Source organism: Vagococcus vulneris (assembly GCF_003950515.1).
In the GTDB taxonomy this organism is placed as follows: Bacteria; Bacillota; Bacilli; order Lactobacillales; family Vagococcaceae; genus Vagococcus; species Vagococcus vulneris.
In genome coordinates, this window is record NZ_NGJS01000009.1 from 52,458 (window position 1) to 71,187 (window position 18,730).

The following is an 18,730-nucleotide window of genomic DNA, read 5'->3' on the forward strand; positions in this document are numbered from 1 at the left end:
CACCGTTTACCAGCAGAATGCAAGTTAGAATTTGTTAAAAAAGTACACCGTCTCAAGTTTACTCAACATTTTGAACCTGCTCGCGCATTTTTTCAATCAATGTTTTTAAAATAATGACTTGTTCTTTGATTTTTATAACAGATGTTTTGGAACCGATAGTGTTTACCTCTCGGTTGAATTCTTGCGTTAAAAAATCGGCTTCTTTACCTATCGAACTCTGCCGTGTCAGCAACTGTTTATATGCTGCTATGTGAATCATCAAACGATCCAGTTCTTCACTAATATCAGCCTTTTCAATAAGAAGTGCTGTCTCTGTCAGCAAACGGTCTTGGTCCACATGATTACCGATTAATTCAGTAATTTTCTGTGTTAGCCTTTGCTGATAATCTGCTTCATAAAGATCCTGCAATGAATAAATTATCTGAACAGCTTGTTCCGCCTGAGATAGTTTATTTCTCAGTACCTGCTCAACTCCGCTACCTTCTTTGCGTCTGCTATCACACAGATTTTTCAGTGCTTGCTGAAATACAGTCTCTAAATCGGCTGACAATTGAGCATTTTTTACTGGTGTTTCCAATACTTCAAAAAGGGCCGGATGCATAATCGCTCCTTGCATTAAGCTGTCCGCAGTTATTGTTGTACCATGCTCTTTCTGAAGAGTTCGTGTGACATCTTCTGCTAGCCGTTTGATTAGGTCTGTGTTCATGCGAATTGTCTGGCGACTCTGTTCTAGTGATTGAAATGTAATAAAACACTCCACGCGCCCTCGCGATATTACTTGTTTAACGAGTTGTTTCAACCCTAATTCAAATTCCAATAATTCTCGTGGTAACCGGCATTGAATATCCAAAAAGCGATGGTTTACCGATTTTATTTCCACCATCAAATCATACGCCGATGTTTGCAGCTCTGCTTTGCCGAACCCTGTCATACTCTGCACTTTTTTTCCGCCTTTCTTATTTCTAAAAAGTTCTTGTCACTCACATTCATTTCCATCGAATCGTATCGAAAGAAATTCTAAAAATAATGATTGTAAAATTAAATCAAATTGCTTAGACACATCTTTATCCGTCACTAGCCTTGTTAACGGCGTTTTGTTAAACAGCAGTTGTCGCATACCAACTAATTTTTGTTGCGGTGATAAATAATCGATTTGCTCTATATATTTAACGAGCCATTCTTTAAATGTCAATAACATCGGAGAAGCAGCTACCGCATTCACTTCCCGTGTAGCTTTGATGATAGTTTGACTAAGCGTATCAAATGAATAAATCGTTGTCGGATCAACCATCATCGTACGTGCAGTATTTTCAATCAAGTCACCAAATAAAACACTTGGATTATATTGTCGTTTAATCAATTGTTCCACTAAATCATGTGTCGTCCAAGGGTTTACAAATAAATGATTCGACTGTTCCTTGGCATAACGAATAAATGCACGACTCAACTCAAAATTTTCTCGCTTGTATGATTTTTTGTAAAAAGTATAATTTTTACCACTTAATCGGTTAAATGCTTTAAGACCCTCTAAATAACCTAGACGTAAATTCCATCCTGACCGATGATTGTCAAATAACAAGACATTTCCCAATCCCCAGTGGCTTTCAATTTTAGTAACAGGAATTTCTTGTGGTACTTTAATCAATTTTATAAGTCCTGGACCTTTTACATTAACTTCAATCAGTTCTGTCGCACCAGCTTTTAATGCAACATCAATCGGTATATTATTTCGATAACCGCCATCAACGTAGTACCTTTCATCAATTTGACACGCCGACATCGCCGGAAAGAATGACGATGATGCCAATAACCATTTTGGGAAAGTTTCTTTAGTCATGTCAGCCATCGAGACAATAGTCTCAATCATTTTAGGTGCTTGCGTCGTAACAATAAAAAACTGTTTGTCTGTAGCGAAAATCCGGTCTTCGTCCATTAATTTGATAATCAATTGCTGCAGTGGAGTTGTATCGGTCCCCACGTTTTTAATGGCAGATAACGTAAATGTCTGAATAAACGATACCAACTGCTGCAGCGTAAAATCTGTTTCTTCTTTAGCCTCAATGGGTACAGACAAGATATCCTGTGTATCAATCGTTTCCCACATTTTTTCTGCAGCTGGTAAGTCATCTTGAATAATCAAACCTCCGTTCAAGGCACCAACAGATGTTCCAGTGACGATATCAAATGACACGTGACATTCTCTTAGCGCTTTCCAAACTCCGATTTGATATGCACCTTTAGCTCCACCACCACCTAAAACCAAACCAGTATGATAGGTTAATTCTTTTTCTATATCAAATCTATTCGCTTTTTTTTCATATCCATAACCTTGCTCAATTAATTTCTGTAATTGAAACGAGTCTAGGAACGAACCAAGAACACTAAATTCTATTACTGAAGCACGATGACTTTTAGCTGTTTTATCGATTTCTTTTAAAATCTGCTGCCAAGAAAATTTTCTGTTGGACACTAATACAAGATGTAGATTCAATTTATTTTCTTTCAATGAATAGTCTAAAACTAGTTCAACACGCCCTCTAACGGTCACTCCGATAACAGAATGGCAATCATCAAATTGACTTACTCTTTTTTTTAATTCCTCATATGCTTGTGATGTTGATTCAGCAAAAGGTAACCACTGTCTTAAATCATGGAGTCGACTCTTTAGTTGAATCACATCAGAAATAAATAATTCTTGTTGCATATCATCAACCTGCTTTCAAATAAAATTTATTATATTTTTTAATTTAATTCGTTTGACTAGAGGGGGCTTCATTCGTATAATAAAGTATGATGGCTAAGGAGGGGTTTGCCAATGGTTGATAACAATGACTTTTCTACTAATCAAAATGATTCAAATTCTAACCGCCTTGCAAAGTTTATTTCACAGTCTTCACAAAAGTTATTTTCAACGTTTATTGACGATAGCTATAAAAAAAGTGAGTTAAAACGGACTATCTTCAAAAAAATTAATCAAGCAATCGCACAAAAAAGTACTGTAGTTATCCAGTATCAAGTGAGTTCTGACGAACAGTCATTTGCCAAATACGAAACATTGGTTGGCAGGATCTATCAACACCCAAACAATCCTGATGCACTAATGATTAAACAGCAAAAGAATAATCAAGTTAAAATGATTTCCGCTGATTATATAAAAAAAGTATCGATTATCAGTCCTAACTATAATCGACCATCATACAAAAACAAGTAAGTTAACTTTTTGGTTTGGCTTACTTGTTTTTTTCTAATATGACTTGTGCCATCGCTACTTGATCTGTATGTGTAATAGATACGAAAACATTCCCAACAAAAGGGGATTTCGTCACAATTGGCTGACCATTTGATTCTGATAAAATTTCAATATCTTGAAAAGTCACTTTACCAATTCCCGTACCGTATGCTTTAGCAAAAGCTTCTTTACAAGCAAATCGACCTCCGAGATACTCTTTCTGCCGTTTTATTTTTAACGTATCAAATTTTTCCAATTCTTTTGGAGTAAGTACTCGCACAATAAAAGAACGATTTGTCTCAATTATTTTTTCGATACGTTCTAACTCAACAACATCAATACCTATTCCTGAAATCATTTTAGAAACACCTCATTTTTATTATACAGTTTTTATAAATAAATAACATAAAAAGTCTCCATTTTCAGGAGACTTTTTTTATTTATCGTTATTACGGATAACAAATCCGCGACCTTTATCTTTACCGCCCGATTTATTGTCTTTTCCTTTGTAATTACGTTTAGAGTTGTTTTTGTTGCCTTGTCCTTGCTCTTTGTTTTTCCAGTTATCTCGTTTGCCGCCATTGCGGTGATCACGATTATCTCCGCGACTATTATTGCCACCGCGTCCGCCACGATTACCACCACGATTATTATTACTGCGATTACCACCACGATTATTGCTACGACGCTTGCCTGAAGGTAGTGGGCGTTCTGGCGTAATTTTAACAGGAACTTCAGCCGCATCGTCTTTGGAAATTTGTTTGATTAATAATGCTGCAATATTTTCTGCACTATAATCTTCTAATAAATCACTTGCTGCTTCTTGATATTTTTCTAATCCATTAGCTGCTAGTTGATTTTCAATTTCTTTTAATGCAATACCTAACTGACCTTTAAAAGCTTCTGCTTTTGACGGTGGACGTAATGTTGACATACGTTTTTTCGTTAAATCTTCAATAACATGCAAGTAGCTCATTTCATTTGGCGTTACAAATGTGACTGACATACCCTCTTTACCAGCACGACCAGTACGACCAATACGGTGAACATAGCTTTCTGGATCTTGTGGAATGTCATAATTATAAACATGACTAACACCAGAAATATCTAAACCGCGAGCTGCTACGTCTGTTGCTACTAAAATGTCTAATTCACCATTTTTAAATGCACGTAAGATGCTCATACGTTTATGTTGAGGTAAATCACCATGGATTCCTTCTGCTTTATAACCACGCATTTCTAAGCCACGAGCTAATTCATCAACACGTCGTTTAGTACGACCAAAAACAATCGTTAACTCAGGATTTTGAATATCAAACAAACGAGTCATGACATCAAATTTTTCATATTCTTTACAACGAACATAATATTGATCAATTAAGTTAGCCGTCATCTCTTTAGCTTTAATTTTAATATGATCCGGATTTTTCATGAATTTCACACCGATACGTTTAATACTATCAGGCATTGTTGCTGAGAATAGTAACGTTTGACGGTTTTCTGGAACTTTAGCGATAATTGTTTCAATATCTTCTAAGAATCCCATATTTAACATTTCATCAGCCTCATCCAAGACTAATGTTTCAACAGTTCCTAATTTTAGCGTACGACGATTGATGTGATCGATTAAACGACCAGGAGTTCCCACTACGATATGTGGTTTGTTTTTTAAAGATCTAATTTGGCGACCGATATCTGCCCCACCGTACACTGCCTGTACTTTAATTTTTTTATCTTTACCTAAACGGTATAACTCTTCTTGAGTTTGAATGGCAAGTTCACGCGTCGGTGCGATAACCAGCCCTTGTAATACGGGATTAGAGGTATCGATTTTTTGTAGCATTGGAATACCAAATGCTGCTGTTTTACCTGTTCCCGTTTGTGCTTGACCAATCACGTCTTTACCTTCTAATGCTAAAGGGATTGTCTCGCTTTGAATTGGTGTTGCTTCCTCGAAACCAATTGTTTCAATTGCTTTCATTATGTTTTCGTCTAAATGTAATTCACTAAATTTCAAAAGTTAGCCTCCTATTAATCTTTCACTATCGTCAAAACATGCCAAAAATTAGCAGTCGTATCATCATATCACATTTTCATTTCTCATACAATCTTTAACTAAATTAAACTTCCCTTAATTTGTTGACCACATCAATTAATTTCATACCGTTACTTCCTTTAATGAATACCATATCTTTCGGCAATACATACTCTTGAACCGCTTCAATCAAATCTGTTTTCTGCTCACTTGCATACCATGTGACCGACTCATTAAAAACTGGAAGTAATTCTTGATACAATGCCTCCATGTCCTTTCCATATAAAAAGACACGTTGAATTTTTTCATGCGGTATATGTTCTGCCAAAGCAGCATGCATCTTTTTAGAATCCGAACCTAGCTCTAACATATCGCCTAAGACAATAATTCGCCTGCCATTCGCTGCTAATTGACTAAATGTGTCTAATACCAAACGGGTTGCTGTAGGATTTGCATTATATACGTCACTTAAAATTTCGACACCATTACTGCTGTGTAGCCACTCTGTCCGATTTTTTGTCAAATCAAAATGAGTCAGTCCTTCTTGAATTTTCTCAACAGAAATATCGCAGTGATACCCAATTAAAATAGCAATTAGTGCATTTTTTACATTATATGTTCCTAAGACAGGGATTGTAAAGACAGGCCCCGGAAACAAACTAGTTGTAAAGCTTGTTTGATTTTTTTTGCTAGCAACAATTGTTCCGCTGATAGTTGCCTCTGTATCCATACCAAAGGTTTCGACTGTTTGTTTCAAATCCATAATTAATTCTTTTAAAAGCGGTTCATCATTTGGAATAATCAGTGTGCCCTTGTCAGACATGCCATTAATTATTTCCATCTTAGATTCAGCAATGCCTCGACGTGAGCCCAAATATTCGATGTGAGATTCACCAATAAGAGTAATAGCAGCAATATCAGGTTGACCAATCATAGACAACACATCAATTTCGCCTTTATGATCCATACCCATCTCTAAAACCAGCATCTCCGTATCTGCAGGCATATGTAAAACAGTGTACGGCAAACCGATATGATTATTATAATTTCCTTGTGTTTTATATGTTGCATATGATGTATTTAAAATTGCTGCCGTCATGTCTTTAGTTGTCGTTTTCCCATTACTACCTGTTACAGCGATAACTTTGGGATTAATTTTTTTTAAGTACCATTTTGCCAACTGCTGCAATGCCGCTAAAGAATCGGCTACTTGCAGATAAGGAATATTCTCCGATAATTTTCTTTCTGAAAGCGTTAAGACTGCTCCATTTTCAAATGCTTGAGGAATAAATTCATGCCCGTCACGTTCACCTTTTAACGGGATAAACAAACTGTCCTTTACTACTTTACGTGTATCAAACTCGACAGATTGAATCGACTGAGTTTGGCAAGATGTAGAGATATACAAAGGAGAAACAGCCTCAATTATTTGATCAATAGTTAACATCATTTATAGTCTCCTCCTAGTTGCAACAGAAAAAGCTGAACACGATGTCCAGCCCCATCTTTTATTTTTAATATACTTTAATTGCCTGTTTCTTTTCATATCGTAGTTTAGCAAGTTGGATAAGTTCTTCTAATAAGTCACTATAACCCAACCCCATATTCTCCCATAACAACGGATACATACTAAACGGCGTAAAACCGGGCATTGTATTTACCTCATTTAGGTACATCTCATTGTTATTTGTCAAGAAAAAGTCACAACGGCTAAGTCCACTACAATCAAGCATGACATATGCCTTTTCAGCATACTCACGCATTTTTTCTTGTACCTCTTCGGTAATTTCGGCTGGAATTTGAAGTGTCACCTGATTATCGATGTACTTCGATTCATATGTATAAAACTCGACATCTTTTACTATTTCTCCTGCCATTGTTGTTCTGATCTCGTCATTACCTAAAACGGCAACTTCTAGTTCTCGTGCTTCCACGCCCTGCTCAACAACTACACGACAATCATATTTTAAAGCTTCTTCTAAAGCAGCGTATAATTCTTCACGATTTTCTACTTTATTAATTCCGACACTAGAACCCATATTAGCCGGTTTAACAAACATCGGATACAACAGTGATCCTTCACAACGAGCATATAACTCTTCGCGGTCTACTTCAAAATCACGTTTAGCCACAGCAACATACGGTAATTGTGGAATTCCTGCTTGTTGAAATAATTGCTTAGCAATTATTTTATCCATAGCACATGCGCTAGCTAATACACCGGCACCAACATATGGCATATCAAGCACTTCAAACAACCCTTGAACGGTGCCATCTTCTCCATTTGGACCATGCAAGACAGGAAAAATAATCGTATTTTTTTCTTTGATTTCAGCCGGAGAAATCGGTTGAGCATTTGCAAGCGTTAGGTGTAGCTCTTCTTCACTAGCAGGTGCTTCCTTAAATAAAGGTCCTTTTAGCCAATTACCTGTTGTATCAATATAGATTGTCTGAACTTCATAATAATTGTAATAAATAGCCTTCAAAACTGAAAAGGCAGACAGAATCGACACATCATGTTCGGCACTCTTACCTCCGTAAATTAAAGCAATTTTCATGGTAATCCCCCTAATTTTTATCATCACTCATTATACTTTATTTCTAAAAAAAAACATAGTCAAGAGGATAAATTAATTAACTAAAAAAACCGTTATGCATTTTTGCACACCGGTTCTCTTATCAACTCAATGCGTAAAAAGAGTCGAATTGCTCTTTTTGCAGCGACCATTTTTTATGTCCAGAATCATAACTCAATATCCCAATTTGTTCTTCCGTTTTAAATACTGGCTGATCTAATTTTCTAAGATTATCTTCAACAATATAAATCGGAATATGATAAAACCCATTTTTTAATCCAACCTGGGCCGTATCAAAAACAACGCCTTCCTGCATTGTTAATTTCAATCGATTAATCAGTTCTTCCGGAATTTCTAACACGTCTATTTTTTTTCTAAAAAAAGACACTGATGAATTTAATTTCGCATCAGTCTGATTTGTTAACTTTTCGGATAAAATTCGATAAAAATTTTCGATATTACGAAAATAAATTTTTGTGGTTTTATCATTTACTTCAAAGAAAGCATAATTATTTTGTAATTTATAAAAAAACGGTGAACTTAATTGAGAATTCATATGACCGAAATAAAGCAATTCAGCAATTTCATTAGCTGTTAAACGCTGCAGTACATCATACTCTTCAAAATCAATCCACTTTGTTCCGGTCGATATTCGTTGACTGGCCTCTGCTAAATAATTATCTACCTCCCGCGCACCTCGAACAACGCGAAAACCTGTATGTATTTCATAGTCACCACTTCGATCATCGCCATTTAATAATAAAATGTTTTGAGGCCGATGTAATGTATAATTATAAAAATCACGATGTGTGATTCCACGAGACAATACAGAATTACTCATTTGATCTAAATGAACATAAGTATAATTACGCAACAAACACACCTCTTTCTGGACTTTTCTACCAATCTGTTATTATTAACTATACCACTTTTTTTTAACAAAATGTTGCCGTAAACACATTAAGTTTATATTACAACATTTCATCTCTAAAACAAATTCTGAAGCAATCACGTAACACAAAAAATAATTCCATCTTATCCACTTTATAAAAAGTCTATGTTATGATAAAGTAACAATGAAAAGGAGGGGAGTGTCATCGCAAAAAAGCAATCCTCTAACAAACAAACCACACGTTCTCAAAAACACAAACATAAAAAGCCAACCAAAACATGGGGAACACGAATTAAAAACTTCATTACAAATCTACTTATTTTCTGTTTACTTTTGGTCGGATTAGCTCTAATATTTAATAACCAAATAAAAAATTATATGGTCAAACAAACAACAGATAAATTTACGGTGGAAAAATATACAGCTAAAGATATTGAGGCAAATAAGAAAAAAGAAGCTACTTTTAACTTCGACAATGTTCAATCGCTCGATTTTAATCTCGTAGCGGAAGCTCGAAAGAACACTGCTAACATGCATGTTCTAGGTGGCATTGCTATTCCTAGTGTCGAACTTAATTTGCCAATTTTTAAGGGAATTTCAAATTACAGTATCGCTGTCGGTGCCGGCACGATGAAAGAGGACCAAATCATGGGCCAGGGTAACTACGGCTTAGCCAGCCATTATATGTATGATCCTAAATTATTGTTTGCACCGTTGGTTCGAGTGGAAAAAGGCAGTTCTATTTTTCTAACTGACTTAGAATATATTTACGAGTATAAAGTAACAATGAAAGAATACGTTGAACCAACACGTGTTGAAGTTATCGATGACGTCCCTGGAAAACGTATGGTCACACTCGTAACCTGTGATGTTACAGGTGCTAACCGTTTGATTGTTCAAGGAGAGTTAGTGAAAGTAGCAGCTGGTGATGCTGCTACTAAAGACATGACCAGTGCTTTCAAACTACCTCAAAGCAATTAAAAAGCACAGCCGCTTAAAGCGGTTGTGCTTTTTAATTATCTTTAAAGTTCGGCAAATAAAAATTACGATGATCTAAACCAAAAATACGTTCTGTATATTCCCCTGGACTGACTTGTTTTAACGAACCTAACATCATTTGAATAGAAGCATCTAGATTATCAATCTGATGCAGTATTTCAGCCTCCATGATTTTAGGTCGAACAGGTGAACCATACTCCAGCAATCCATGATGCGCTAGAACAACATGCTTCAAAATTAAAACATCTTCATCCTGCTCATTGATAGACAACTCGACACAGGCTTTTGTAATTTCTTCATCAGCCATAACAATATGCCCTAAAAGATTCCCAGCCAGCGTATATTCAGTTGATACTGCACCGCTTAATTCTTTGACCTTGCCTAAGTCATGAAGGATTGTTCCAGCATACAGCAATGCTGGATTAACTTCTGCATATTGTTCACAAACAGCCTTAGCTAAACGCAGCATAGTCACTGTATGATAAGCGAGACCACCCGCAAACGCATGATGGTTTCTTTTAGCTGCTGGGAACTCAAAAAATTCTTGCTGATACTTTGATAAAACGTGACGCACAATTCGGTGCCATTTACCGTGATCAATCGCAAATAAAAATTGATTGATTTCTTCACGCATCTCATCACTATCTACGGGTGATTTTTCCATATAGAGTACAGGGTCTCTAGGTTCGTCTTCTTGTGCCAAACGTAAATGCAATATTTTTACCTGTGGCATATTTTGATATGTTTCACGCTTCCCACCAAGAAAAACGACATTGCCAACCGTAAATTTTTCGATTTCTTCCTCTGTCGCACCCCAATATTTTCCATCAATAGTACCTGATGTATCTTGAAACGTAAATGCGATAAATTTCTTGCCGTTTCTCGCAACACGAACATCTGCTGTTTTTAATAAGACGAACATTTCAAAAGTTTCATCGACAACTAATTCTCTTAATTTTTTCATTCTTTAACTCCTTACAGCGTAATAACTGTTTGTTTGGTTTCATCGAAAAACTGCTTCATACTTATATCTGATGATAAACAGATGACCTGTGACTCTTTGCCTAAAACTTGTATTAGCTTAAACAAAGTTTCTTTGCGCTCTTTGTCGAAGTGAAGCCAGCCATCATCGATAATTAAAGGACTGCCATAATCTCGTTGATGCATCTGGATAAATGCTAAACGAAAAGCAATGTACATTTGATCTTTTGTGCCTGTCGATAACTGTTCGATATGTAGTACACGACGCTGACGATCTTTTACAACTAACTGTCCTTCATTGACGATAATCTGATTGTATTTTTCTTGAGTAAGCAAATTAAAATAATTAGATGCTGCTTTTAATAAACTTGGCAGCTGTTGATCTGAAAGAAATTGGAATAATTCTTGAATCGTTTCTTCAGCTAATCGGATGCTCAGCCATTCATCAGACAGCTGTTTGATAACTGTTAAGTAATTTTCGCGTTCTTGATACAAATAATCTAATGTCCCATTTTTTTCCATCGCTGTAATCTCATAACGAACAGCTTGTAAATCATCTCTGGTTTTAACCATCTGTTGTTCAAGCTGTTCCTTCTCAGTTGATGCCTTAATTAGGCTATCACTGATTGCTGCAAGTTCGTAAGATTTTGATAAATCAAAATATTCTTCCAAGCGCAATGCAAGTTCCTCCGCCTGCTGCTGATTATTCTGCCAATCCGTTTGACGAGCAATCCACGTCACAATACCATCAACGTTCGTTACTGCGGAATCTTCAATCACATGTATCAATTGTTCCAATAATGCTTGCCGTTCGTATCGTAAATTAATTAATGATTGTTGATATGATTCAGTTTGTGCATAGTTCACACGTTCTGTTTGAGCCGCTTTTTGCTGATCGGTTACAAAATCACGTACAATCAAGTATTGTTCTCTAATTGTATTTACTTCTAAATTAAGCCATTGACGTGCAAAATTCAACTGCTCACTATACATTGTCAACTCATTATCAATCTGATCCAGTTGTAATTGACTTGACTCAGCTTTTTCCTGCAACTCTTGAAGCTGAACAACAACCGGTATTTTAGTCAGCCAGCTAGCCAACGTATCTGTTGAGGTAAATCCGTATAATTTATGCCAAATGGCCTTTTGGTCTTCAATCACTGTCAGCTGATTACTAACAGTATCTAGCTTTTCCGATATTTTATTCAGTTCGTACTCTAATTCATCCGCTTCCGCTAACTGCAAGCGATAATGATCTCTTGACATCATCGGATTCATATCTTGAATAGGCGGTTGACCTCCCTTTTGAGGTTTTGTCTGCATCCAACTGATAACACCTGCACCAGTAAAAATAATTGCTGGTACAATTAAAATTAGCTTCGGTAATAAAACGGTCAACAGCAGACAGATGACTCCGACAGCAACTAAACCTGCACCGACTATTTGTGCTAGGGTCATCCCAGAAACATGTTTAGGTGCCGCTTGCGACTCACCTTCTTGTTCAACCATTGTTTTTTCGATAGCATTCAGTTGCTGATTTAGTTCTTTTTGACGAATACCTAATCGGCTGCTTTCGTTACCAAGAATAATCTTCTCACGCGTAATTAGTTCTTCACGTTCAGATACTTCTTCGATTTCCTTAATAATCTGCTGATTCAATGGCTCATCTGTAACACCACGCTGCATTCCATATGTACTGCATAACGCATCGATCTTACGATTATCCGCCAATACTTGCTCTGCAACTAATTGGCGTCGCTCAGTCAATGTTTCTACAGTCATTTGATCAACAAGTGCCTTTTCAAAAAGCTCTTGATTATCCAAATAAAAAACAAAGGCAGGTGAAACATTACTCGTCTGCTCTGCTTGCTGTGCCATCATATCCTTTTCTTTTTTCTCTAAAAACCGATACTCTTGAAGACCATCTTGTACCTTCATAACCGTTAATTGATCTGTTGGTTTAGTAGCTTCTGCTTCAGTCTTTAGCGTTGTATACTCCACATACATCGCAAACCGCTTTTGCTGTTCAGCCAATCGGCGACTGGCGGTCATTACTTGGTCATGCTGATTTTCTAGATGCAGTACCTTTTCTTCCAATTCTCCAAGCAATGACAGCTTCGTTTGATATGTCGATTCTTGCTTTTCAACATCTGTAATCTTGGCTTCTAATTCACGAAAAGCTTTTAATTCCTGATTTAATCTAGGCAAACGTCCAGTCGGTTTATAAATTTGTTGACGATCCTTTAATAAATCATCACTGATTTTAGTTAATTCACCACTCCCAGTTAAACCAACAGATAATAACAGGTGCTGCAGTCTCACTTCGTCTAGCTGAGCCAAATCGGTCAACTGTTCTTGTTGAAAACTGAATACTTGATCAAACAATTCCTTAGTTAATGGATTTAAGATTTTTTCAAGCAAAGCTTCTTGTCCGGTTTGACCATCTGACAACGTTACAGATGCTTGGCCTTTATTCTTGTTTTTAAACCGCTCAATTGTAAACTGATTATAGACGGGATGCTCTATTTCTATTCTACCGCCATAAGCAGCTCCCGAAATAGGCTCAAAATCTCTAACTTGTTCACGTTTTTTTGGAAAACCAAACAACATAGTTCGTATGAATTGGTAAATAGTTGACTTACCGGATTCATTACCTCCGTAAATCAGCTGAGAGCCATCTGTTAAATAAAACGATTGGTTCTCAAACTGGCCGAATCCTTGAATGTGTAAACTGAGTATTTTCATTAGTTTACCTCGCTTTTAAAACGTATTTTATCTTTAATCAATTGATTACTATGCTGTAGACAATCATTGATATCCTGTTCTGTCCACTCCAAATATTTTGCCAAGGCCGGCTGCTGTAGCAAATCGCTACCAACACGGTTAAATTGATCGCTTGAAAAGAAACGACGACTCAAATCATCAATTAAGCTAGATTCAAACCCCATAATCAATTCATCTTTAAAAGATTCTTGTAGAGTTAATTTAACCAGACATTTTTGATTATCGGACAAAAGCAATACTTTTTTTTGAATATATTCTAATATCGCCTTTTGATCCTGTTGAAGCTCAAGCAATTGTTCCGATTTTCCGCATTGCAATGACAAATTAATGGCTAATAAATCATAAGAATCAGTCGTAATCGATGCTAAGTAATCTAATACGACCGATAGTAATTCCTGCCGATTTTTAACACTTTCCACATTAATCATGACATTGTCCCAACCGATAACTGCTTTTGGTGTAAACTCATAGCTCGTCTGCCCATTGTCAACAGTAACAGAAACAATCCCTCTTCCTTGCGTTTCTTTACGGTTATGTCCTTGCGGTGTTCCAGGATAAACAGTCGCCGGATGTTCCCGAATAACTTCACTTTTATGAATATGTCCCAGCGCCCAGTAATCATAACTGGGAGACAAATCAGATACAACAAAAGGGGCATAGTTCCCTTCTCTTTCTGGTTGACCATGATAAAAACCAATATGATAATCAGTTGACTGATCGCGCATTGGAAACTCAAGCGCTTTGGTATCAGTTACCCATTTATTTTGGTAAGAAAATCCACTGATTGCGACTGTTTCATTATTTTTTAAAGTTAACTTTTTGGTTGTTACCTGTTCTTCTGTAAACCATACCACATTCTCAGGCCAATCAAACCAGTATCGATTATCTGTATAGTAATCGTGATTACCGAATGACAACACAACAAAAATATCATAATCCTTTAAACGCTTAAATTCTTCAATGATTATTGCTTGTGTTCGAATAGAAGATACCGATTGATGAAATGTATCACCGACAATCAATAAAAAATCAACGGATTCTTCAATACATTGGTCCACAATACGATGAAGCACTGTCTGATTGGCATGGTTCACTAATTGTTGGATAGGTTCATTACTAACATCGATGCCCGAAAATGGCTGATCAATATGTAAATCAGCTGTATGAATGAATTTCATATCATCACTCCTTCTTAACTATCATACCTAGTTTATCATGATTTTTCTAGAAAAAAATAAGGTGGTAAGCTTATCAACTTAACCACCCTTACCTGTTTGTATCTTAATCCATTTGATATAATTCTTGAACTGGTGCCATAATGACACGGTTTAAATCATTAATTACTGCACTAAAAGCTTGTTCTTTTTCCATTAATTCTTGAATTAAACCAGATTCTTTGACACGTTCTGCCATTTCTTGTGAAGCGGCAATATCTTCATCAGAGATTTCCATCCCTTGCATTTGTTTTTGTTGTAAAGTCATTTGAAGCATTTGGAATTCTTTAAACAATTCATAGACTGCTCCGTCAGCTTTCATATTAGTAAAAGCTAATTGCAATGCTTTGTATTCTTCAGTTTCGCGAATTTCTTTTTCTAATTGGTTAGCTGTATCATAAATATTTACTGTCATGATAACTCTCCTTCTTATCCTATAAATTTACTACGTGCTTATTGTAACATGCTTCTTTTCAATTTCCTATTGATTACCTTGAAAATCGTCCACGTATGTTATCCCAGGCTTCACCAACCCGATCCGCACCTTCTTTGATGCCATCAGTTACTTTATTCACACCATCTTTAACGGTATCACTAAATGAATTCGCACCGTCTTTAACTTTTCCGCCTAATTCGTCCCAATCACGACCGCTTTCTTCTGTTGTCTGATTCTGTTGATTGACATCTTGAACTGAAAACGGGGTGTTAGGTGATGAGGGCAGCACACGCTGCATCTCGTCTTTAAAAATACTTGATAACAAGCTACCACTTGAACCAGTTAAATAGTGATCTTTTCCGCTCTTGTCAAAGCCCATCCACGTTGCAACGACAACATCTGGCGTATAGCCAATAATCCACTGATCTTTAGACATTCCGTCAGCACTTATATTTTCTGTTGTTCCAGTCTTTCCGGCGATTGTATACCCGCTGGGACTTGCCTCAATCCCTGTACCAGAACTGAAAACACCTTGCAGCATACTTGTCATTGTATTGGCGACCTCCGGTGTTGTTACACGTGTTTCTTTTGACTTAGCATTCTCATAAATAATTGTTCCTGTCGAGTCCTCAATCCGCGTAATAAAGTGTGGGTCATAACGAATCCCTTCATTAGCAAAAACACCATAGGCACTTGCCATTGCAGCTGGGGTGGTTCCCTTAGTCAACCCGCCGAGAGCTAAGCCATAATAACGGTCCTTTTCATCAAGCTTGATTCCAAATTGTTCTGATTTTTTAAAACCTCGGTCAATCCCTATCTCATGTAGCAGCCAAACAGCTGGTGCATTTAAACTCTGTGCCAATGCTTCGTACATCGGCACTTCGCCGCTATAAGTTCGTGAATAGTTTTGTACATCATAATAATCTAAAGCCTGGTCTTTCAACATATCTTCAGGTTTATACCCTGCTTCTAAAGCTGATGTATATACAGATAAAGGTTTCATCGTTGAACCAGGCGATAAGTTAGAATCCATTGCACGATTCCAACCACGGTATTGATATTCACGACCACCAATAACACCCATTACACCACCATTTTTTGGATTTAAGGCAATGGAAGCTCCTTCTACAATGGCACCATCTGCCGCGTTTGCTGGAAATAGACTATCATTAGCAAACGTTTGATCCATGCCTTGCTGATATTTTTGATCGAGTGCTGTAAATATTTTATACCCACCGTTTGAAATATCGTCATCTTTAAGCTTAGTGACACGAACAGCTTCGTCAATTACTGCATCAAAATATGACGGATAGCGATATGAATCATGATTCGGCTGATAAGTATCATTAACATATAAAGGCTCTTTCATTAGTTTTTTTGCTGTAGCATCATCCAATTTACCATTATCAACCATTACCGATAATACAGTATCGCGGCGTGCTACCGCACGATCCATATGATCAATCGGATTATAAATACTTGGTCCTTTCAACATTCCCGCTAACACTGCTGCTTCATCAACCGTAACATCTTTAGCATCTTTACCGAAGTATTTGCGTGACGCATCTTGAACACCCCAGACACCATTCCCAAAATAAGATTTATTTAAATACATCTCTAAAATTTCATCTTTTGAATATTTTTTTTCAATCTCGATTGCTAAAAATAATTCTTTCGCTTTCCGTGTTACCGTTTGCTCCTGTGTCAATTTAGCATTTTTGGCTAGTTGCTGTGTGATGGTACTCCCACCACCGCCGCTCGCATTACGATTGATCACACTACGAACAGCTGCTCTGGCAATCCCCTTAACATCATATCCGTGATGTTCATAAAATCGCCGATCTTCTGTTGAAATAACGGCATCTTTAATATAGGGAGACACTTGGTCTATTGAGACAAAGCTGCCTTTAGCCCCGTACACTGACAGTGTTCCAGCCTCATCACCATCCTTATCATAGATAGTCGTTACTTGCTGCAGACCAGATTTTAACGTATCAATATTGGCTGTTTTAGCCAGATAAAATAAATAGATACTTGTAATTAATGTGACAGATAAAGCTAATAATAAAATTATTTTATTAATATGATATTTTTTCCAGAGGCGCTTTCGCCAAGCATGGAATGTCGCAAAATGGGGCTTGAACCACGCCCAAAACTGCTGCAATTTCTCTCTGCAGGCTGTCATTATTTTTTTTACGTCCATAGTCTCTCCTTTATCATGCGTATACATGAAATCTTGCAAATTATTCTTGCTTAGTTTAGCATAAATCATGTGCTTGTTAATGAGTCTAAAGACTGACTCATCCGCAATAGTTTAACACAAAGTTATTAATTTTATGTGTTACAATCTTTAAAAAACAGTAAATTAATCAAAGAATATCTACTAAGGAGTCACATTAAATGAAATTATCAATTACTTTATCACCCCATTACCAGCCAACAGCTATTCGTGATCTTCTTGAAAACGAATGGCTAATTCCTCGTAAAACACGTCATTTTTTACGTATACGAAAAAATGTCACACGCAACGGGAAAACCGCTATGTTCCATGATATGGCTTACCCTGGTGATATTATTACACTAACCTTTGAAGCAGCAGATTACACTCAACCTCTGATACATCCCGGCAAAGCTAAAATAATAAATATTCTTTGGGAAGACGAACACATCATTATTGTTGATAAACCGGCTGGTGTAAAGACTCACCCAAATCAACCTGATGAAAAAAATACATTATTAAATGATTTAGCGGCATATCTTTCCCCTCAAAATCAATTACCCTATGTCGTCCATCGTTTGGATAAAGAAACAAGTGGAGCTATTTTATTTGCGAAAAATCCAATTATTTTACCTGTTTTAGGCCGCATGCTGGAGCAAAAGAAAATACAGCGGACCTATGAAGCTGAAATAGTCGGACACTTACCTCAAAAGACCATCATTATTGATAAACCAATCGGCAGACATCGGCATGATAGAAGGAAACGGGTTATTGATCAAAAGGGAGGTCAGCGCGCAATTACACATGTCACTGAGGAAGCAATAAATTCTGAAACATCATGGGTAACCTGTCAATTAGACACAGGTCGTACCCATCAAATCCGTGTTCACCTAAGTTCCATTGGACACCCGATTGTCGGTGACCCTTTGTATCAACAGCAAGGAAAAACAGCACCTCGACTACAGCTGCACGCGAAGGAGCTGTCACTCATTCACCCTTTTACTAAAGTACCTGTTAATATAAAAACAGCACATCAGCTTTCTGAATTGTAAATCGTCATGCCAGCTGAGGTGTCTTCCACTGAACAAGCATTAGGAGCCTTGCTTAAAATTAATTAATAATAAAAATCACCCGCGCAACTTGATGTATGCAAACTGAATAGCGCGACAAATAATATCGGCGGCAGCCATTGATAGAGAAGTGTAGCAACTAGCCTAATACTAGTTAGCATAAATGAAGCGACGGCTATCCAAGTAAATTAATCTCTTTAATAGGGTAAATCCGAACTTTTGACGTAAATCATTCTATTTTTAAATCCGAAAAAAACACACATTGGAGGGATTAATAATTAAAAAAACGACCATAT

General features: G+C 36.8%; 15 protein-coding genes. 3 read left to right on the forward strand and 12 right to left on the reverse strand.

The features are described from left to right. Positions 1–58 precede the first annotated feature (58 nt). Both CBF37_RS07305 and CBF37_RS07310 read right to left on the reverse strand, forming a co-directional pair. The gene (locus CBF37_RS07305; RefSeq protein WP_240626686.1) at positions 59–931 is read right to left on the reverse strand and encodes a YicC/YloC family endoribonuclease; all 873 of its coding nucleotides are present in this window, start codon (positions 929–931) and stop codon (positions 59–61) included. 45 nt (positions 932–976) lie between these two features. Further along, entirely contained in the window at positions 977–2,704 is a 1,728-nt protein-coding gene (locus CBF37_RS07310; protein ID WP_125984108.1) for a patatin-like phospholipase family protein, read from the reverse strand. Positions 2,705–2,815: 111 nt separating this feature from the next. Between CBF37_RS07310 and CBF37_RS07315 the strand changes: the two genes are divergently transcribed. Further along, a complete protein-coding gene (locus tag CBF37_RS07315; RefSeq protein WP_125984109.1) occupies positions 2,816–3,211 on the forward strand; it encodes a hypothetical protein in 396 nt (131 codons plus the stop codon). 19 nt (positions 3,212–3,230) lie between these two features. Here the strand turns inward: CBF37_RS07315 and acpS are convergent, their stop codons facing one another. The 5 genes from acpS to CBF37_RS07340 all read right to left on the reverse strand — a co-directional run bounded on the left by acpS (position 3,231) and on the right by CBF37_RS07340 (position 8,714). Next, positions 3,231–3,587 (reverse strand): holo-ACP synthase, encoded by a 357-nt coding sequence (gene acpS, locus CBF37_RS07320; protein ID WP_125984110.1) that lies wholly within the window; start codon positions 3,585–3,587, stop codon positions 3,231–3,233. Positions 3,588–3,665: 78 nt separating this feature from the next. Continuing rightward, the gene (gene cshA, locus CBF37_RS07325) at positions 3,666–5,246 is read right to left on the reverse strand and encodes a degradosome RNA helicase CshA (protein WP_125984111.1); all 1,581 of its coding nucleotides are present in this window, start codon (positions 5,244–5,246) and stop codon (positions 3,666–3,668) included. A gap of 103 nt (positions 5,247–5,349) precedes the next feature. Next, the gene (locus CBF37_RS07330; RefSeq protein ID WP_125984112.1) at positions 5,350–6,714 is read right to left on the reverse strand and encodes a UDP-N-acetylmuramoyl-tripeptide--D-alanyl-D-alanine ligase; all 1,365 of its coding nucleotides are present in this window, start codon (positions 6,712–6,714) and stop codon (positions 5,350–5,352) included. A gap of 64 nt (positions 6,715–6,778) precedes the next feature. Further along, the gene (locus CBF37_RS07335) at positions 6,779–7,822 is read right to left on the reverse strand and encodes a D-alanine--D-alanine ligase (protein WP_125984113.1); all 1,044 of its coding nucleotides are present in this window, start codon (positions 7,820–7,822) and stop codon (positions 6,779–6,781) included. A 121-nt stretch (positions 7,823–7,943) separates the two neighbouring features. Further along, positions 7,944–8,714, reverse strand: a complete 771-nt coding sequence (locus tag CBF37_RS07340) for a hypothetical protein (protein ID WP_125984114.1) — start codon at positions 8,712–8,714, stop codon at positions 7,944–7,946. Between the two features lie 396 nt (positions 8,715–9,110). Between CBF37_RS07340 and CBF37_RS07345 the strand changes: the two genes are divergently transcribed. Next, a complete protein-coding gene (locus CBF37_RS07345; RefSeq protein WP_125984115.1) occupies positions 9,111–9,713 on the forward strand; it encodes a class A sortase in 603 nt (200 codons plus the stop codon). A gap of 31 nt (positions 9,714–9,744) precedes the next feature. On the opposite strand, the gene CBF37_RS07350 is transcribed toward CBF37_RS07345, so the two are convergent. The 5 genes from CBF37_RS07350 to CBF37_RS07370 all read right to left on the reverse strand — a co-directional run bounded on the left by CBF37_RS07350 (position 9,745) and on the right by CBF37_RS07370 (position 17,349). After that, on the reverse strand, positions 9,745–10,695 hold the full coding sequence (locus CBF37_RS07350) for a 3'-5' exoribonuclease YhaM family protein (protein WP_125984116.1): 951 nt from the start codon (positions 10,693–10,695) through the stop codon (positions 9,745–9,747). An 11-nt stretch (positions 10,696–10,706) separates the two neighbouring features. Beyond that, positions 10,707–13,457 carry an ATP-binding protein gene (locus CBF37_RS07355; RefSeq protein ID WP_125984117.1) on the reverse strand — a complete coding sequence of 917 codons (2,751 nt, stop codon included), beginning with the start codon at positions 13,455–13,457 and terminating at the stop codon, positions 10,707–10,709. Beyond that, positions 13,457–14,674: a metallophosphoesterase family protein gene (locus CBF37_RS07360; RefSeq protein ID WP_125984118.1), complete on the reverse strand. Its 1,218-nt coding sequence runs from the start codon at positions 14,672–14,674 to the stop codon at positions 13,457–13,459. The genes CBF37_RS07355 and CBF37_RS07360 overlap by 1 nt, the downstream gene beginning before the upstream one ends. A gap of 103 nt (positions 14,675–14,777) precedes the next feature. Then, the gene (locus CBF37_RS07365; protein WP_125984119.1) at positions 14,778–15,125 is read right to left on the reverse strand and encodes a YlbF/YmcA family competence regulator; all 348 of its coding nucleotides are present in this window, start codon (positions 15,123–15,125) and stop codon (positions 14,778–14,780) included. A gap of 73 nt (positions 15,126–15,198) precedes the next feature. Next, positions 15,199–17,349 (reverse strand): PBP1A family penicillin-binding protein, encoded by a 2,151-nt coding sequence (locus CBF37_RS07370; protein ID WP_125984120.1) that lies wholly within the window; start codon positions 17,347–17,349, stop codon positions 15,199–15,201. Positions 17,350–17,546: 197 nt separating this feature from the next. Between CBF37_RS07370 and CBF37_RS07375 the strand changes: the two genes are divergently transcribed. After that, complete coding sequence (locus tag CBF37_RS07375) at positions 17,547–18,416, forward strand: RluA family pseudouridine synthase (RefSeq protein ID WP_125984121.1); 870 nt, start codon at positions 17,547–17,549, stop codon at positions 18,414–18,416. The last annotated feature ends 314 nt before the right edge of the window (positions 18,417–18,730 follow it).